Annotated in this window: 13 protein-coding genes and 1 tRNA gene; 7 read left to right on the top strand and 7 right to left on the bottom strand. The window is 58.4% G+C overall.

Annotation, left to right across the window (positions count from 1 at the left end; all coding sequences use genetic code 11):
- The first annotated feature begins 228 nt into the window (after nucleotides 1–228).
- A complete protein-coding gene (locus JN302_RS28275; RefSeq protein WP_202329921.1) occupies nucleotides 229–1,629 on the top strand; it encodes an MBOAT family O-acyltransferase in 1,401 nt (466 codons plus the stop codon).
- Nucleotides 1,604–2,662 carry a hypothetical protein gene (locus JN302_RS28270; protein WP_202329920.1) on the top strand — a complete coding sequence of 353 codons (1,059 nt, stop codon included), beginning with the start codon at nucleotides 1,604–1,606 and terminating at the stop codon, nucleotides 2,660–2,662. Before JN302_RS28275 ends, JN302_RS28270 begins: the two co-directional genes overlap by 26 nt.
- Nucleotides 2,663–2,782: 120 nt before the next feature.
- Here the strand turns inward: JN302_RS28270 and JN302_RS28265 are convergent, their stop codons facing one another.
- From JN302_RS28265 to JN302_RS28240, 6 genes are all read right to left on the bottom strand, one after another.
- Nucleotides 2,783–3,448, bottom strand: coding sequence for an O-methyltransferase (locus tag JN302_RS28265; protein ID WP_202307490.1), 666 nt, complete (start codon nucleotides 3,446–3,448; stop codon nucleotides 2,783–2,785).
- A 73-nt stretch (nucleotides 3,449–3,521) separates the two neighbouring features.
- Nucleotides 3,522–4,763, bottom strand: coding sequence for an ABC transporter ATP-binding protein (locus JN302_RS28260; RefSeq protein WP_202307489.1), 1,242 nt, complete (start codon nucleotides 4,761–4,763; stop codon nucleotides 3,522–3,524).
- Nucleotides 4,763–5,629, bottom strand: coding sequence for an ABC transporter permease (locus tag JN302_RS28255; protein ID WP_202307488.1), 867 nt, complete (start codon nucleotides 5,627–5,629; stop codon nucleotides 4,763–4,765). The genes JN302_RS28260 and JN302_RS28255 overlap by 1 nt, the downstream gene beginning before the upstream one ends.
- Nucleotides 5,630–5,650: 21 nt before the next feature.
- The gene (locus JN302_RS28250) at nucleotides 5,651–10,492 is read right to left on the bottom strand and encodes an FkbM family methyltransferase (RefSeq protein WP_202329919.1); all 4,842 of its coding nucleotides are present in this window, start codon (nucleotides 10,490–10,492) and stop codon (nucleotides 5,651–5,653) included.
- Complete coding sequence (locus JN302_RS28245; RefSeq protein ID WP_202307486.1) at nucleotides 10,489–11,199, bottom strand: hypothetical protein; 711 nt, start codon at nucleotides 11,197–11,199, stop codon at nucleotides 10,489–10,491. The genes JN302_RS28250 and JN302_RS28245 overlap by 4 nt, the downstream gene beginning before the upstream one ends.
- 8 nt (nucleotides 11,200–11,207) lie before the next feature.
- Nucleotides 11,208–11,450: a hypothetical protein gene (locus tag JN302_RS28240; protein ID WP_202329918.1), complete on the bottom strand. Its 243-nt coding sequence runs from the start codon at nucleotides 11,448–11,450 to the stop codon at nucleotides 11,208–11,210.
- A gap of 107 nt (nucleotides 11,451–11,557) precedes the next feature.
- On the opposite strand from JN302_RS28240, the gene gmd reads away from it, so the two are divergent.
- The 4 genes from gmd (at nucleotide 11,558) to JN302_RS28220 (ending at nucleotide 16,053) form a co-directional block, all read left to right on the top strand.
- Nucleotides 11,558–12,628, top strand: a complete 1,071-nt coding sequence (gene gmd / locus JN302_RS28235) for a GDP-mannose 4,6-dehydratase (RefSeq protein ID WP_202307484.1) — start codon at nucleotides 11,558–11,560, stop codon at nucleotides 12,626–12,628.
- A gap of 19 nt (nucleotides 12,629–12,647) precedes the next feature.
- On the top strand, nucleotides 12,648–13,616 hold the full coding sequence (gene fcl / locus JN302_RS28230; protein WP_274609043.1) for a GDP-L-fucose synthase: 969 nt from the start codon (nucleotides 12,648–12,650) through the stop codon (nucleotides 13,614–13,616).
- Between the two features lie 90 nt (nucleotides 13,617–13,706).
- Nucleotides 13,707–14,585 (top strand): glycosyltransferase, encoded by an 879-nt coding sequence (locus JN302_RS28225; protein ID WP_202307483.1) that lies wholly within the window; start codon nucleotides 13,707–13,709, stop codon nucleotides 14,583–14,585.
- Nucleotides 14,586–14,649: 64 nt separating this feature from the next.
- On the top strand, nucleotides 14,650–16,053 hold the full coding sequence (locus JN302_RS28220) for a mannose-1-phosphate guanylyltransferase/mannose-6-phosphate isomerase (protein WP_202307482.1): 1,404 nt from the start codon (nucleotides 14,650–14,652) through the stop codon (nucleotides 16,051–16,053).
- A gap of 270 nt (nucleotides 16,054–16,323) precedes the next feature.
- Here the strand turns inward: JN302_RS28220 and JN302_RS28215 are convergent.
- Nucleotides 16,324–16,414, bottom strand: a tRNA-Ser gene (locus tag JN302_RS28215).
- A gap of 475 nt (nucleotides 16,415–16,889) precedes the next feature.
- Here JN302_RS28215 and JN302_RS28210 point away from each other — a divergent pair.
- Nucleotides 16,890–18,101: a porin gene (locus tag JN302_RS28210; protein WP_202329917.1), complete on the top strand. Its 1,212-nt coding sequence runs from the start codon at nucleotides 16,890–16,892 to the stop codon at nucleotides 18,099–18,101.
- The last annotated feature ends 345 nt before the right edge of the window (nucleotides 18,102–18,446 follow it).

The raw sequence follows: 18,446 nt of genomic DNA, 5'->3' as shown, positions 1-18,446 counted from the left end.
CGCGCGGGGCCTTTCCTCATTGCAGTGTCTCTCGCGCCCTGAGTACGCCGTTGCCGGTCCACGGCGCACTCCACCACCCCTTCGGCTCTGCCGCCGATCCCTTGGCCTTGATGCATGTGCCGTCCAGGCGCTTCACCCCGGCGCTCATGTGCAAAACGTCGCTGTTCAGGTTGCGTCTGAAAAGAGGCTGTGGTTTCTAGGCGAACCGTACCGCCCCCTGTGCCGCACATGGTCTTTAACCAGCTTCAGTTTTTCCCATTCTTTCTCGCGACTTTCATTCTCTACTTCGCCCTTCCGGGAGCTGTGGCGAAGAAGATACTGCTGATTGTCGCAAGTTACATATTCTATGCTCTGTTCAATCCCTGGTACGTTCTCCTGTTGGGTGCCGCCACCATCTACACGTGGCTCGCCACGGAAATAGTGGTTCGCTTGCCACAGCAAAGACGTCTTTGGATGTGGCTTGGAGTTGCTGGACCGCTCGCTTTGTTGGGCTATTTCAAATACGCCATGTTCGTCGAAGGTAATGTTGCGTGGCTTTTCGACTACTGGGGCATTCACAGAAACTGGTCAATCGAGCAGATTCTGCTGCCTGCGGGGATTTCCTTCTATCTGTTTCACTCGGTCTCTTACGTGGTCGACGTGTACAGAGGCGCCAAAACGGCAACCTTTCTGGACTACATTCTCTATGTGGCTTTCTTTCCTCAGTTGGTATCCGGACCAATTGTCCGACGGAAGGACTTCATCCCCCAGACCGAGAATCCTGATGTGGGCCGGCTCGACTGGAAGAAAGTGAACTGGGGCCTTGTCATTTTTGTCTTCGGTCTTTTCCAGAAGGCGGTTCTGGCCGATGGAGTCTTCGCGGACGCCGCGGTTGTCGTGTTCGAAAGCGCCGAAAGGGTGGCGTTCGCCGATGCCTGGATTGGCGTCCTTGCCTTTACGGGGCAGATATTCTTCGACTTCGCAGGCTATTCGACTTGTGCCATCGGCATTTCCCTGTGCTTCGGTTACCGGCTGCCGATCAACTTCCACTACCCATACGCCGCCATCGGATTTTCGGATTTCTGGCAAAGATGGCACATATCTCTGTCGAGTTGGCTGCGGGACTATCTCTACATCTCGCTAGGCGGCAATCGTGGGGGCACCTTCAAGACGTACCGCAACCTGATGCTCACAATGGTCCTTGGCGGCCTATGGCACGGCGCGGCTTGGACCTTCGTTGCGTGGGGGACGCTGCACGGCTCGTATTTGGTTGCCGAGCGCCTCATTCGTTCCTTCGAGTGGCGCTCGAAGGGCTGGCTGATAGTGGGTTGGGCCGCGACCTTCATTCTGACCGTGATTGCATGGGTGTTTTTTCGCGCCGCAAGCTTTTCCGATGCCGCCTCGATCTTGCAGGCAATGGCCTCACCAGGTGCCGCATCGAGCCACCTGGTCGACATGCAATCGCGCTGGCTGGTCTCACTCGTCATGCTTGGGGCGCTAGTCTACTCATTTGTTATGCGAAATCGTACGTTTGCGGAGGTTTGGGCCAAACTGCCGCTGATCTTGAAATCCGTACTTCTGGGTTTGACGATCTTCCTGATAGTCGTCTGGCGTGGAGAGCCGCGTGAGTTCATCTACTTCGCTTTTTGAACCCATTCCTTCCACGCCCTTGCCATGGCTCCTGTGGTTGGGTGCCTTCCTGATTGCTATCGTGCCGTTGGGAATATGCATGTGGATGATCGCCGTGGTCGATCCCTTCAATGCCCAGCTTACGAGCTATCGGCTCCAGTATGACCGTTGGGAGACCTTCCGGCGAACGGACGTGGCGCTGTGGTCGGCCTTCGAGATCGAGCAAGACAGGGTAGAACGAAAGGAAGCGGCCGAGATTCTCCTTCTGGGGGACTCAAGGGTACAGCAGCTCGTTGGCGGGCTTTATTCTTCCAGGTCCTCGACCGTTCGCGGGCGCAAATTCTATACGCTCGCCTTCGGGGGGGCGTCACTGCCGGAACAATTCGACTACTTCAGGCACTTCCGGGACGACTTCCCGAATGTGAAGACCGTATTGCTGGGCATACCGTACACTCGACTTCGGCCGGCAGAGGAAACAGCGGCCAGAAGCGATCGATCGCTCCGCTATGCCACCCTTCCCTTGCTCTACCTGTCTGATGCTACCGAAGCATTGCGCTCCGCAAAGGTTATGCTCGGCCTGTCGCAGGTCTCGGCTAGACCCGCTTCGCCATGGCAGAGGGCGCGCCCCGAAGAGCTGCCGGTCGAAAGGCCGCTCTGTTCCGACGGGGTCGACATATCGGACAAGCAGTTGGCATCAATCCGCGGCCAGATCGGAGCAGTAGGCGCCGACAAGGCCGAGCATTTCGTCAACGTTGAGCTTGCCGCATTCATACGGGAACTGCGGGCCGATGGAATCGATGTCTATCTCTACGTCCCGCCATGGCCCACGAAGGTTCGTGCAATGATCGACAGCACTTTTGGCGAAAGGATGAGCCGGGTCCGTTCGGCCCTCGCCGAGGTCGCTCCTGTTCTCGATATACCTTCGGTCTTTACAGACCAGGCCGGGTGGGCGGATGTGGAACACGTGTGCAGCCGGGCAGGCGAGCAACTCTTGGATATTCTGCTGCAAGAGATCCAGCGCCGGGGTGCCAATCCTGCTCCTTCGGCGTCATAGTGAAAGCCCTCCGGCACGGAACGGACCGACAAGATACAAGGCGCCCGGCCCAAACATTTCATCCTCCATCCGAGACGGTTTGGCTTCAGGGCCACGAAGGTTGGTGCAGGTGGGAAACATTCACAGCTTTGGGTGACGTTGCCAGATTGCCAGTCCCGGCGTGTACCAGGATACGAATTCGAGATTGATTAGATTTCCCCCATACCTGTCGGGAAATTGCTTCAACGCACCGTTGACCCGCCGATCTTCGCTCCCTTCGGCGAGGCAATATGTGTTGTCGAATACCACGAGGGCGTCGCTTGCCAGGTACGGCAGTACACATTCGAACTCAGCCAGGACGTCCATCTCAAGGTGAGAGGCGTCAAGGAGGGCGAAGCGGAGTGAACTTGGCGCGATGCTTTCTTTCAACGTCGCGGGCAAATTTTGCCGACTGTCTCCGACGACGATCTCTACCCGATCGCCGACGCCTGCAGCCGCAAGATTCTGCTTCGCTATGTCGACATTGTCCTGCTCGAGCTCAAAAGTGATTACTCTCCCGCGGCAGCCGGCGTCGATCAGGGCTTGCGCCAGAACGATGGTCGTCGAACCCCAGTTGGTTCCCGTTTCGACAATCGTTTCCTCTCGACTCCGGTCAAGGTGGCTCAGCAGCATGTGATAGATCAGCCCCCAGCCAGGATAGCCGATCGACGCGCCAGTCTTCTTGCGCGCCTCTCCAATCGAGCCAACTCCTTCCTCGAGAGTAGCCAGGTGTCGATTGGGCAATAGTCGCCGGTCGTAGTCGAACATTCGATGAAATATCGGGGGTTTCAAGTTTCTGCTCCAGCAAAAGGTTGTGCCGCCACACAGGGCAGAGATGGGGTTACATATATTCCCATCGATTGGGGATTGTGACCGCACCCCACTGCGGATTCACCTTTGGAAGTACGGTCAACGGATTGTTTGGTTTCCTCCAAAGAAACTCACTTCCATCGACGATCGCGAAGGTCGAGTAATAGACACCTGCGTTGAAGTGCAAGGATGGAACAACCAAGCGAACGGAGATTCTTCCACCGTCATCAGTCTTGATGGAACCAAAATCCTGGTCGGTGGAGAAACCAGTTATGTATGTGCCGTCCTCTGACCATACAGGTATACCGATAATCAAATTGCGAGTAGGGATAGAGCAAACAAAGCTGGCATTGAAATACAACTCTGAGCCCTGGCGGATTTTCGTGAGCTCGTTTCCGCTGGGGTCGCTCCAGTATGCACGAACGTTCGCCACCGCGTCGCTATTCTCAAATTCCGGGCCGGTCACTTTTGCCAAGCTAGGCTTGGTCGCCGGTTCGGGAGACTTCTCTATTTCGGAAAGGTAGTATTCAACCGCCTTGGTTGATTTCCCCTTGAAGGCTATCTGGCCCTTGTGCAGGACGATGGCTTCGTCACAAAAACGCGTGATATCGGTCATGCTGTGCGAAACCATGACAAAGGCTGATCGCTCTCGAAGCTCTCGCATTCTCGCAAGACACTTTTGCCGGAACTTGAAATCACCGACCGCAAGAACCTCGTCGACAAAAAGCAGATCGGGTGCGGCCGCAGCGACGATCGAGAAGGCCAGCCTCATCGTCATGCCGGACGAATACGTCGCCACAGGTGCAGAAATCGCATCGCCCAGTTCCGAGAACTCGACGATGTCGTCATAGTCGGCTTCCATCTGCGCGCGCGAACGGCCGAGTGCGGCACCGCGGAGGAAGATGTTCTCTCGCCCGCTGGCGCCCGGCTGAAATCCTGCCGTCAAGTCGATCATGGAGGCAGTCTTTCCCACTACCGTGATCTGACCGCTGTCGGGCAGGATCTGGCCGGCAAGCATGCGCAAAAGCGTCGTCTTGCCGGATCCGTTCAGGCCAATAATGCCCAACGCCTCCCCTCGCTTCAGCGCGAAACTTACATTGTTCAGCGCGCGAAATTCGCCATGTTGCAGATGGGCTGATGCCGGGTCGAAGGAGCGACCGAACAGGACACGCGAGAGCGTCTTCCCCAGACGCTGCTGGGTTACAGAACGGCTACGTGAAAAGATCTTTGAGACCTTTTCGACCTCAAGGATCGTGTCGTTCGGCAGAAACATCAAACGATCCCGCGAATGCGATATTCCATCAGGTAGAACACCCGCGCGGCCAACAATGTCAGCAAGATGGTTGCAATGGTAAAGGCCGCAAGTGCGACTGGGTGCGTCAGATATCCAGAGAACGCCTGTTCTCGTGCAACTTGAATGATGAGGGCAAACGGATTCAAGACTTCCAGCCAGCGCAACGATTCAATGGCCGGCAGCGGGAAGATCACGCCGCTGACAAAGATCCCGTAGCGCATAACGACCGTTACGATGCTTTGTACGTCAGGCATTACAATGTTCAAAATTGCGAGCATCAGCCCGATAGACAACGAGAACACCATCCCAATCAGGACGGCGAAGACGGTCAGCGGCGCAGTCAAGGCCAATGGCACCTGATATGCCAGAACGAGACCCGCGACCAGTAGAAGCCGTAGCAGCGTTTCAAAGGACAAGGCTGCCATACTGGAGACGATGGATACGCTGATAGGCAAAGACGTCTTCATCGCCTCGGAATTTCGCGACTTGACCACCCGGATCGGCTGCTCCACCAATCCCGCGAAGAGCAGCCAGAGCGTTACGTTGAAGGACACGTAAACTGCCCGCGGCAGATGCTCGATCGCGGGGAAAACACCTGCAACCGAGAGAAACACGTATACGGAAACCGGCAGCAGAGGCAGCACAAAATTCCAGAACACGCCGAGCGCGGAACCGCGATACGCCGCCCTGAAGTCCCGTGTGAAGAGCAGGCTCACGTGGGCTCGATGGCGCCAGATTTCCTGGGCGAGATGAGCGAACGCCGACAACGCGCTGTCCTCGAAGCGGTTGTCAGCCCGATAGACTCGAATCGTCGGGCGTTGCTCTTCACGTTTTGACTCGAACATTCCGGCAGCATCCAGCGCCTGTTAGGGAGCGTTCCCGTCTATCTCGGTCGCGTTCCCATCCGTTACCTGGAATACGGCGGTACGGAATGCGGCACCGATATGGTGAAGATAGGCGCGGCCTGCTATTTCGTTGTCCACATAGCGCTTGATATCGGGCCATTCCGGAACATCGTAGTCGTCAAAGAGGATGTAGCCACCCGGCCTCACCATGGGCGCATAGTTCTCGAAATCAAACTTGACCCCATCGAAACTGTGATCTCCGTCAATGATAAGCACATCGTACTCGCGCTTCCGAGCGGCTTCGATCGCATGGACCGGATCGGTGCTGAAATGCTTGATGATGGTGTAGTCTTTCTCGGGGATTCCCGCGAGAGACCAATTCTGCCGCAGGGTCGTTTCGTCGACACGCGCTCCTGTCAGCAAATCCGGTTTTCCGGGACCATAGTAGCCGTCAAGCGGGTCAATCACCGTCAAGTGTACCCTCTCACTTACGTTGGTCGCCGCTTCGTACACGGCGGCGGCACCAATGCCGAACAGTGTGCCGATCTCCAATATGGAGATGTCATCGCGCTTGACGGCTGACGCTACAAGGCTTCGCAGCACGATCGCTTCGATACTCGTAGCAAGTCGTCCTTTCATCTGGCTTTCCAGAACGCAGGCGCGATGTGCGAGATAGCCCACTCGCGATTGTTTCAACTCGAGCTCGAGAGGCTTGCCCCAGTCGGCGAGAAACGTGTCCAAATGTTCTTTGCTGAGCGAACGGTTAAAAAGCTGAAAGAAGTTGATGTTGGACTTGCTGTCCGACTTGTCGTGTGGTGTAGCGGCCTTGGCTTCCTTCAATTTCAGTTGCGACAATCTCTCGTCGAGCGCCTCGACGGTGCCGACATGGGACTTATGGGTGACGCTTTTGATCTGGGCTGACAGTTCAGTGCCCAACGCCATTGTCTGAGAGGCCAACTCTGCGCTCTGGGCAGTCAACTCCTTATGCAACTTCGCTGTCTGTGCGGTTAGTTCGGTACGCAACTTCGCCGTTTGGGCGACCAGTTCCGCATGCAGTTTCGTTTCTGTTGCCCGGTGCCGGCTTTCGAAATTGCGTAGCTGATACTCCAGGATGCCAAGTCTTGCCCTCATCCCATCGATTTCGCGCCGCGACAGGTAACCCATGAAGCCCTGGGCAGCCACGACGAGGCAGCCAGCGGCGAACATCGTGGCGGACAACCAAAGGATGGCGGCGATCTCGGCCGACGGGGCGAAGCTTCCCCCAGCCGCGAGCGCCAAAAAGGTGGTCGCCAGCGCAATGGACGCTGCCATGTGTCTGCGTGCTGTTCGCAACGTCCACATGGCGAACTGGCCAAGCCTGTTGATGGTCGGATGACCACGGCGTGCCCAAAGGACAAAACGCTCGTAGTTGGAGACATGAGGCACGACGTAAGGCCTATTGATATGTTTACTATCGTGTTGCCCCGCGCGCTTGCCTTCGAGCGAGGCCGACGTAACTGAAGGTGTCTGTGCGGCGCTTTCTTCGTGCAGCGGCGACGCCGATCGGGATGCCGGCGCCGTTCCATCACGGGGTGAAACGGGCTTTGTATGATTTGCAGCAGAGCCCGGGTTCTTACGGTGAATAACCTCCTCGAACGCGCCGGACAGAGCCTCGAGCCCGGGGTCTGTCTTGAATGCGAGAATATTACCCCAGGCGTCTGGCGCAAGCTCTACGTCGGGGAACTTGACCAGACGATACCAATCGTGAGGGATGCCGTAGCGGATGATGGGATGCCATTCACTCAGATACACCACGTAACCCATGTCGGCCAGAAACTGCGCGACTTCCCTATAGGTGTGACCAAGTGGGATGGTTTTCCTGTCCTCGAATTCGCATTCGATGACATCCGGCTTCAAGCGATCCCACGGCACTCCCCTCAGCACGGAGTAGTCGAAACCCTCCACGTCAATCTTGAGAAAGTCGACATGGGTAACCGAATGCTGTTCCACGACTTCGGTGATGGTGGTGACATCGACGGTACCCGCCTCCCGATGCGTATCTCGGAAGGCATGCAGACCCGAAATTCCGGTGCTCTCGTCTGATCGGAAAAAAGATACCCCCTCGGCCGGTCGATCGCTTACGGCCCGGCTGTCGATCGTCACGCCAACTGCTCGCCCGAAGCGCTTTTCCAGTCTTTCGCGGTTGCTGGGATCCGGCTCGAAACAGTGAATTGTCCAACCCAAGGCGGCAAAATAAGACGCGCTGGTGCCGAAATGCGCGCCTACGTCGAGCATGATATGGGATCGTCCGGTTCTGCTCCGGAGCATCCGGGCAACGACTTCGGTCTCGTCGACCCTGATGTGGCCCTCGCGGGCGTAGGCTCGCGAGGCTGCCGCCTGGCTCGATGGGGTTCTCACAATCGTATTCACCAGGCGCTCCCAGCTATGTTCGGAGAGGTATCTTCGACGGGCTTTGGCTGCATTGCCCGCATAGTGCCCATAATTGCTCAGCACAAGCCTGACGGCCTTGAATATTTCCCCCGAGCTTGGCGCGCTTGCCTCGCCTATTCCCGTTTCTTCTACAAGGTCACCGAGCCAGGTGTCCTTCACGGCCACAACCGGTCGGCCCATGAGCATTGCGTCCACGACCAGACCGGACGTTCTTCGCGCAAAGTCGGGGGCAAGATAGGGACAGACGATGACGTCGCCGGCAAGCAGGAACTCACGAAACTGCCGATCATCGAACTCGCGGGACTCGACGACGACGCTACTGTTCGCCAAGCGCGACAGTTGGTCCTTCATTTGTCTCGTCGTTCCCGATGTCACCAAGCCGCGCACCGTACAGTCGACTTGCCCTGTCTCGCACAGGAGGCGCGCAGACTCGACGGAAAGCATAAACCCCTTGTCTTTGCGCATACCGCCGGGGAAGAGAACCGTGGGGCGGTCTGCGACGCGATGGGGACGATGCTGCGCGAGATCAGCGGCTTCCTGATCGGAAAAAGTGGTGCTCGGGTGGGGCGCGACCGGAAGTTGAACGCCGAAATATTTCGCGAACCCGGCTTGCAACTTGGAAGTCGGGACCGTCAGGGTCAACCGCTTGTTGCCTTCAGCCTTGCGAAGGAAGGGTGACCAGCGTTCAACATAGGCCGGATCGGATTCATCGAATGCGTACGACCAGAAGAGGTTGACGTTCGCCAGGAGATCCTGCCTCGGGAGGATGAGCTCATGGATTATCTCGGCATGCTCGAGGCTTCCGCAATACATATACAGAGCTGCAAATTTGCCCTCATCGAGGGCCGGAAGCGTCGAAATCGCTCTTTCCAGTTCCGCGCGGAACGTTGCCGTGTCTTCCTTGGAGGGGGCGGGTGGTTTGTTGCCGAGGGTCCAGCTCTTGATGGACAAGGCCGGCACGAATTCGGCAACGCTTTCAGGCAAGCAGGCCAGGTCGAAGGCGACATTCCCAAAGATTGAGAAGCGCAGTCCGCGCAGCGCCGCGGCTTCCGCAATTCTGGCGTCGTAAGAAAGAAAGTGGCCAAAGTGATCCATCGCGTCGGGATCGATCGCGATGATCGCTGCCACCGACGCGTCGGATCCCCTCTGGTCCGGCTGTCGGGGCGAAATTTCTCCCGATCTTACATAGCGCTCGGCAAGCGCCGGGACAAAGGATGGCGTCAGTGAGACGACGCGCCTGCCGGCAGCCTCAAGAGCCTCGGCGGCGGCTTTCACATTGTCGCAATGACTTAGATAGTAGTCATTGTAGTCGATCGAAAAGAAGCCCGGATGGATGTGCCTGATATTGTCCATCTCGGCGTTGAATTGAGAGGCCTTGTCATGGGTCCAGAAATACTGGTCCTGGTCCAGTGGCCTCCCGTCGCACCCAATGACAGCTATCTCCCTTGAAATCGTGCTCGCCAGAGGGAGGAGGAGCAGCGTCAAGATATTGGGGAGCGGAGAGACATAAAAATCCTCCGAGAGGTCGGTGGTGTATGGGCGGTTCGCCTCGAACGGGACGCCAACAACGCGCTCGTGCATCGGCGCCGGCAAATAGGAAATGTAGACGCTGTAATCGCGAAGCGGCACAAACAAAAAGGCATCGGTCGACGCCATCGCCTGGAGCAATTCTCGGCGAAACTCACCTGCATAGCGGGAACAACCGGCATGGAAGATCGGATCACCTGCAACTATCGCCACCGGCCGCAGTTGTTCCAGAAGTTTCCGATTCTTCACCATCGAATTCGCGATGATGCAACGGCCGTCACTAAAATCGTGGGTTTCGCAAAAAGTCGACAGCGTTGGCCCTGTACCGAAGACATACGCTTTGGCGGAGTTTCGATACTTCTCATGGAAGACGGAAAGCTTGTAGCGATTCTCCGCTATCAGCCCAGCCTTGTCGACAAATGTATTCAGCCCGGCCCACAGATAGAAGGATCCCTCCATCCGCGTCTTTTGGGGGTCGACCTCGTAGTAACGCCCCCTTGTGCGCAATCGCGCGACTGTTTCGCTAACCGGCTTCGCACGGAGCAGTTCGGAAGAGGTATCCCAGACGAGAAGGCAGTCGGACTCTGGATCGAGTTGCCGAAGCATCCGATGCCCGAGCTCGCTGGACACCGCCTTGACTTTTGTGAGCAGGAGCTGTCGCCGGCCCTCGATCTCGTAGTCAAATTCCTTGGGTAGTTCGCTGTCGGTGATGAGGTTTTTGCGGCACAGAAGAACCACTTCCGAGGTCTGGCCCAAATAAGGGTGGAAATACCACCCGCATCTGGCAAGAAGGTCATTCACTTGGTCCTGGGTTTCGAGCGGAGGGTAGAAAACAATGCGACGCAAAAAAATTCCCTCGTCATCTCGAAGCATCTTTGAAGATGTCTTGGATTCGCAAATAGTCATCGGATCTTTCGAAAAACCGTGTTCAGCGTGCCGACGTTTCTCCAGGGGTATTCTTCATATGCCTTGGTTTTTTTCCACTGGACGTACATCGTCACCGGCAAAAAGAAGGTTTCGACGTCGCTCAACATCCGCGTCACAAGCTCCCGCACGTTCAAGCCGGGGCAGTGAGCGTCGGCCCAAGACTGATTGAGGCCGATTTGCGACTCCATGAAGCCGTTTCTGCCGCGGCAGGTCAAATCCACCGCATGAACGCTGTAGCCGCCGACCTCCAGGACACTGTCGATTGCTGCCACCGTTTCAGCATGGAATTGCGGAGCGATGTGCTCCACGACGCTTGTCGATACGACAGCCCGCTGCCGGGGAATCTCAGTCCTTGTCGTCAGTAGCTCGGCACGGAACGTAACCCTGGGGAACTTGTTGCGATAGAAATCGACATTGGTCGGCCCGTTGCCCGAGCCATCATAGGGGTCGATGACGGTGACCTGAGCATGGGTTGAGAGAGCATCGGCCAATTCGGCGCGAGAGCCCCCCAAATCCACCACCTCGGCGCCTTGGGGCACCAGTTCCTTGATCTTTTCCAGTGCCCATGGACGCTGGACATCTTTCAGATCGGCCTTCTCACTTACGAGCGACGGATAGCTCTCCCGGTACCGCAAATAGTCCGGAACTGTGGAGTATCCAGCATAGATCAACTCAAAGTTGGACATCGGATTCCTCAGATCATTGCGGAGGCAACCGACATGGCGGCCCACCGATTTCGATAGCTTGAGCAATGATTCCGTTCATGAAAAAGCACATCCAAATAGCTTGTGCAGCCGTGGTCGGCTGCACAGCCGCGAAAGCACCACTGCTGTGGGTCCCTGACGATTTCGCGGGCGACCATATAGCTGTTGCCGTTTTTCATGGCCAGCAAAAAACTGGTACGGCCGGTCTTTCTTCCTGAGTTGGCGTCTTGCATCCAAGATATCGGGTGTCGTTTCGGTAGGGTTCTCGGTAGATCCACCCATTGCCATTGGTGCGTATTCGTTTAAACGAGACGCCGCACTAACGGCAGGATGCATCCGAATGACGGAAAAGATTGCACTCATCACCGGCGTGACCGGCCAGGACGGCGCCTATCTGGCGAGGCTCTTGCTCGAAAAAGGCTATGTCGTGCACGGGCTCAAGCGGCGGTCCTCGTCGTTCAACACGGAACGCGTCGACGGCATCTATGTTGACCCGCACGTGGCTGGCGCCCGCTTCTTTCTCCATTATGGCGACCTGACCGATTCGACCAACCTGATCCGCCTCGTCCAGGAAGCCAAACCGACTGAGATATACAATCTCGCAGCGCAGAGTCACGTCCAGGTCAGCTTCGAAACACCGGAATATACGGGCAACGCCGATGCGCTCGGCACGCTGAGGCTGCTCGAAGCGATTCGTATTCTCGGTATGGAGAAATCGGTACGCTTCTATCAGGCGTCCACCTCCGAACTCTACGGCAAGGTGCAGGAGGTGCCGCAGCGCGAGACCACGCCGTTCTATCCCCGGTCGCCCTATGCCGCAGCCAAGCTTTATGCCTATTGGATCACGGTAAACTACCGAGAAGCGTATGGTATCTTCGCGTCCAACGGGATCCTGTTCAACCATGAGGGCCCGACGCGCGGCGAAACCTTCGTGACCCGCAAGATCACTCGTGCCGTCGCCGGTATCAGGCACGGCATGCAGGACACACTCTTTCTCGGCAATCTCGACGCCAAGCGGGATTGGGGCCACGCCCGTGACTATGTCGAAGGCATGTGGCGGATACTGCAGCACGACAAGCCCGATGATTTCGTGCTCGCCACCGGCGAGACCCACTCGGTGCGCGAGTTCGTCGAACTCGCCTTCGCCGAAGCAGGGCGGACGATCGTCTGGGAAGGCGAGGGCGTCGACGAGGTCGGCCGTGACCCGGCGACGGGTGCGATTCTCGTCCGGATCGATCCGCGTTATTTCCGTCCGACGGAGGTCGACCTTCTGATCGGCGATCCGGCCAAGGCCAAGGCTTTGCTGGGCTGGGAGCATCGGACGAGTTTCAAGGAACTGGTATCCGAGATGGTCAGATCAGATATGAACGTGGTCGAGCGCGAGAAATGGCGCAACGACCGTTCCGCCTGACAAGGCGAGGGAGCAGGAAATGGCGGCAAGCTACTCTTTGGCGGGCAAGCGCGTTTTCGTCGCCGGTCATCGCGGCATGGTGGGCTCGGCGATCGTACGCAGGTTGGCGTCGGAGGATTGCCAGGCGCTGACCGCTGCGCGCGACGAACTCGACCTTCGTGACCAGCAGGCCGTTCGTCGATGGATGGCCGATCACAGGCCCGACGCGGTGGTGCTCGCCGCGGCCAAGGTCGGCGGGATTCTCGCCAACGACAGATTTCCCGCTGATTTCCTCTATGACAATCTGGTCATCGAGACGAATGTGATCGAGGCTGCCTTCCGTTGCGAGGTGGGCAAGCTGATCTTTCTCGGTTCTTCCTGCATCTATCCGAAGTTCGCGCCTCAGCCGATAGCGGAGGACGCTTTGCTGACCGGCTCGCTCGAGCCGACGAACGAATGGTACGCCATCGCCAAGATCGCCGGGCTGAAACTCTGTCAGGCCTATCGTCACCAGCATGGCGTCGACTACATCTCCGCCATGCCGACCAACCTCTACGGGCCGGGCGACAATTTCGACCTGGAGAAGAGCCATGTGATTCCCGCGCTGATGCGCAAGGCGCATGAGGCAAAACTCGCTGGGAACACCTCGCTGACCATCTGGGGGTCGGGCAAGCCGATGCGCGAATTCTTGCATGTCGACGACGCCGCCGACGCGATGGTTTATCTTTTGAAGAACTATTCGGGCGATGGCCATGTCAATGTCGGCTCCGGCGAAGACCTTCCGATCATCGATCTCGCGCGTATGGTTGCATCGGTCGTGGGCTTTTCAGGTGAAATCCGAAACGATCCCACCAAGCCTGACGGCACGCCGCGCAAGCTGATGGACGTATCAACGCTTTTTGCCAGCGGTTGGCGTCCGAAATACGACCTTCGGTCCGGGCTTGAACATACCTATCAATGGTTCAAAGAGCATATCGACAAGGGCGACGCCCGTTTGAGGGTGGCCTGATCCACCTCGCTGACCTTGCGGGGCGGTCGCACGCCTTGTGTCCGGACGCATGTCGGGTTCTGGTCCGTCAATTCCTTGGCCGGTAGATCAATGCTGAGCGTTGTAATGCCTTGCCTGAACGCGATGCCGCATATTGTGGCCGCGATCGATTCGGCAATGGCTGCTCTCGCCGGTACGCCCTACGAGATCGTCGTTGCTGATGGCGGATCCACTGACGGCACCGTCAACTACCTGCGGACGGCCGGCGTCAGCCTGCTGGAGGGACCCGACTCCTCGCTCTATGAGGGTCTCAACAAGGCGTTGGCGGCGGCCCGTGGGGATTATGCCGTGTGGCTGAATTCGGATGACATACTTTGTCCCGATATCGTCGAGCTTGCCAGCCTCGCGCGCGGCAGCGCAGCCGACATGGCAACGGGCGAGGTGCAGACTGTGGCGGGCGGCAAGGTTATCTGGAAGAGTACACACCATGACGTCAGATTCGACTTCAATTCGTTGCTGTTTGGCGTACCCAACATCAATTGTCGCATCGTCAGCATGGGGCTCCTCAGAACGGCAGGTCCCTTCGTGCCGGGGCTCGGTCTGGGGGCTGATCGAGAGATGATGCTTCGTTTGCTCGATCTTGCCGGGAAACGGACGGCTCTCCCAAAGGCAGTCTACTGCTACCAGGCACACCCGGCCTCGCGTACGATGGGAGGCACGTGGAAATCTTACCGGTCCGTTCACGAGGCCAATCTCAAGCTCGTTTCGTATCTGCGCGCTGCCCGGTTGGATGCCAATAGGGAAGAGGTGGTCGAAGCCTATGCGGCGTCTACGAGGTTGGCGTTGGCGCGAGCCGAATTCTTTACCGGCGACTGGGGTGCTGCGACCGCGACCATCGCTGCCGCGATCGCCGATCATCCGATGCCGGGCGATTGGTACCGCGGCCTGTCGCTTCATCGTCGCTACCGCGGCCAGGCATCGGGGTGGTAGATAGCGGAATGTCGCGATGTGAGCCGCCACGACCATAGCGGAGCGAAAGTGAAGGAGCGCGTTGATGTTTTTACCTGTGGTGCTCGCCGGTGGCTCCGGCACAAGGCTTTGGCCGCTTTCGCGCCAGCTATACCCAAAACAATTCCATGCCCTGACTGGGGAGCGTACCCTGCTGCAGGAGACCGTTGCGAGGATGGCCGGGCTCGACGCGCTTGATCCCTTGTTGATCTGCAATGAGGAGCAACGCTTCGTCGCGGCCGAACAGATGCGCCAACTCGGCTTCGAGGAAACGACCATCCTGTTGGAACCCGTTGCGCGCAATACGGCGCCTGCCATCGCGCTCGCGGCCTTGCATGCTTTGCGCCAGGATGAAGATGCCCTGCTTCTGGTGCTGGCCGCGGATCATCATATCCAGGATGTCGAGCCATTCCATGCCGCCGTCAAACTCGCGGCCTCCTTGGCCGCGCAAGGCAGACTTGTCACCTTCGGCATAGTCCCCGCCGGTCCCGAGACGGGATATGGCTACATAAAACGCGGCGACGATATCGAGGGTGGCTTTGCAGTGGCCAGCTTCGAAGAGAAGCCTGATCGTGCCACCGCCGAACGCTACGTTGCTTCCGGCGAATACTACTGGAACAGCGGCATGTTCATGTTTCGGGCCGGCCGATACCTGGAGGAACTGCAGCGGTATGAGCCGGCCATCGCGGAGGCCTGCAGCCGCGCGCTCGCGGAGACCAAAGCCGACAATCAGTTCGTGCGTGTCGACGCGACGGCGTTCATGTCCTCTCCCGATGTCTCCGTCGACTATGCCGTGATGGAAAGGACCACGGATGCGGTAGTGGTTCCGCTGGATGCCCGCTGGAGCGATGTCGGCTCCTGGTCGGCATTGTGGGCGGTGCAGGATCACGACGAGAACGGTAACGTATTTCGAGGCGACGTCATGGCCGTCGCGACGAAGAACACGTTCGCGCGTACCGAGGGCAAGCTCGTCGCGCTCGTGGGCGTCGAAGATCTCGTTGTGGTAGAAACCAAGGATGCAGTGCTCGTAGCGCATCGGGATCATGTTCAGCATGTCAAGGAAATCGTCGATCGGATGAAGAAGGCCGGTCGCCACGAACACGTGAACCATCGAACCGTCTATCGCCCGTGGGGGCATTACGATTCGATCGACTTCGGTGAGCGCGATCAGGTGAAGCGCATCACCGTGAAGCCGGGCGCGAAACTGTCGGTCCAGATGCACCACCACCGTGCCGAGCACTGGGTCGTGGTGCGCGGGACCGCCGTGGTTCACAAGGGAAAGGAAACCATACTCCTGACGGAGAATCAGTCGACTTATATTCCTTTGGGGGAGATTCATGCGCTGGAGAACCCAGGCAAGATCCCATTGGAACTCATCGAGGTCCAATCGGGTTCATACCTCGGCGAGGACGACATCGTTCGGTTTGAGGATCGCTACGGCCGTACCTGATTTGGACAAATGGTAGCCGGCTGGGCAACCGCCGGGTTCCAGGTTGATGCAATGCCCGGAGTTGGTCTCAAGCCCGCGAATTTATCCGCGCGCACAGCATGGCCATCAAGCAAAGACCGCGAAGGCAACAGGCGTTGCGATGACCTGTGACTTGTCCGCCTGGACGCCAATCGTGCGCGGCCCCGTACTGCGCGCGAAGCTCCCTAGGACATCCCGCTTCGAATTAGGGCTGTGTGCCAATCCTGCGAAGCGCGTCAGCGCGAAGCAGGATGGCGGAGAGGATGGGATTCGAACCCACGAGAAGCTTTTGACCTCTACTCCCTTAGCAGGGGAGCGCCTTCGACCACTCGGCCACCTCTCCGGTGAAGCGCTGGATAAAGAAAAGCCGGGCCACAATCAACCTGCCGGGACGCCTGGTCACGTAAAATATAAGGTGCGCTGCCAAAAAGGGCAGGCAGTCGGGCGCATGGAACGACCAGGATGAGCCTGGCCGGATTCGGCGCATGCCGCCGAATCGCCCGCGTTCGATTCGTGGCAAGGGGCCCCCGCGCTCCGAATTCGATGCGGTCGTCCGCCTCTCTCCGGGCGCCTTGGTTAATCGTCTCTTACGGGAGGGGCTCAAATCGTGTCATTTGTGCAACAGGGCATCGGGATAGAGCGGGAAAGGGCGGGCGCGGCTCGCGATGATTGTTGAACGGCGCGCCGCCATCGGTAATGTCGGTCTTGGAAAGGGGGCGCGAAATCGCTTCGTTTTCAGATTGGGGATGGGGCAGGGAACGCTGTCCTTCAGCAAAAGAACCCAGACCCGTTTTTAAACTTTGACTGGAGGTCAGAAAATGAACATCAAGAGCCTTCTTCTCGGCTCGGCTGCGGCACTGGTCGCAGTCAGCGGCGCTCGCGCTGCTGACGCGGTCGTCGTGGCGGAACCGGAGCCGGTCGAATACGTCCGCGTTTGCGACACGTACGGCGCAGGCTTCTTCTACATCCCCGGCACCGAGACCTGCCTTTCGATCAGCGGTTATGTCTGGTACCAGCTCGGCACCAACAACTACGAGCCGGACATCCAGATCGTTGATGGCGTTCCGACCGACGTCAGCAACGACACGCCTCCTTATATCGGCGGTCGGGCCGGCGAAGGCTGGTACAAGTCGACCCGTGCTCGCGTGAACATCGAATCCCGTTCGGAGACCGAGTGGGGCACGCTGCGCGGCATGATCCGTCTCCAGGCTGACTGGGGCGGTCTCACCCGCGGTCCCGGCGGCGCGCTGATCGGCGCTCCGTTCAACGACGGCCCGGTTGCGGTCGACCAGGGCTGGCTCGCTCTCGGCGGCTTCCAGGCCGGTTACACCGAATCGGCGTGGGCGGCTTCGTTCCGCGGTGGTGCGACGAACTTCGGTTCGCACTCTTGGGGCGGCATGTACTACGGCTACGCCCAGCGTCACCAGATGTCCTACACCTTCTTCGGCGGCAACGGCTGGTTCGGCACGCTGTCTCTCGAAGACGACGCGCTGCAGGGCGACGGCTACATCCCTGATATCGTCGCCAAGGTCGGCGTGAACCAGGGCTGGGGTTCGGTCTGGGCTCGCTTCGGTTGGGAAGACGACATCACCGACACCGTCGACGTTGCGGGTGTGGATCAAGAGAGCGGCTGGGGTGCGGCACTCGCGGCGCAGATCAACGTGCCGAATTCGCCCGGCTCGTCGCTCCGCCTGTTCGCCTTCTACGCGGACAGCGATACCCGCTTCAGCTCGGGCTCTGCGCTCGGCGTTGCGCCTGAGTGGTCGATCCTGGCTTCGTACAACCAGCAGTTCTCTGAGACTCTCGGCGTGTCGATCGCCGGTCAGTACTTCAGCGATCTGTACGCTGCTGGCACCAGCGACAAGCTGGTCAATGCCGATGGCGACAACGTCAACGCCTGGGGCATGGAACTGTCGGCTGTCTGGACCCCGGTCACGAACTTCGAGATCCGTCCGGAACTGCACTACGATCAGGTTGACGATCTCGACGCCACCTACTCGGGCTTCCTTCGTTTCACCCGTTACTTCTAATCAGTCATCCGACTGGTCAGGCAAAACCCGGCGAGCAATCGCCGGGTTTTGTTGTCTCTGGGCGCCGCGATATTGAACATCGCCGCCGAGCACTCGGCAAAGCCTATGCCAGCAGGTTTCAAAGCACCGTGCACTGAGGCCCCGATCCTCTTGGCACGTCCCGAACCTGGAGGCTTGCCGCGCATTTTCCCGATATCGAATGCCGCGGGCCTTTGCGCACGCCTAGGACGCTTCGGCATTTCCAGCCCGCGATCTTGCTGCGTCCCGAAATCGCTGATGCGCTAAGGCATGTCTCCCGAAAGTGGGTACCGGTTCCGGGACAAAGACGTGCGTCAAACCAAAGAT

The sequence above is a fragment of the Mesorhizobium sp. L-8-3 genome (assembly GCF_016756615.1).
Classification (GTDB): domain Bacteria; phylum Pseudomonadota; class Alphaproteobacteria; order Rhizobiales; family Rhizobiaceae.
Note: the sequence above shows the minus strand (reverse complement) of the source record. Positions and strands in the feature narration are given on the sequence as shown.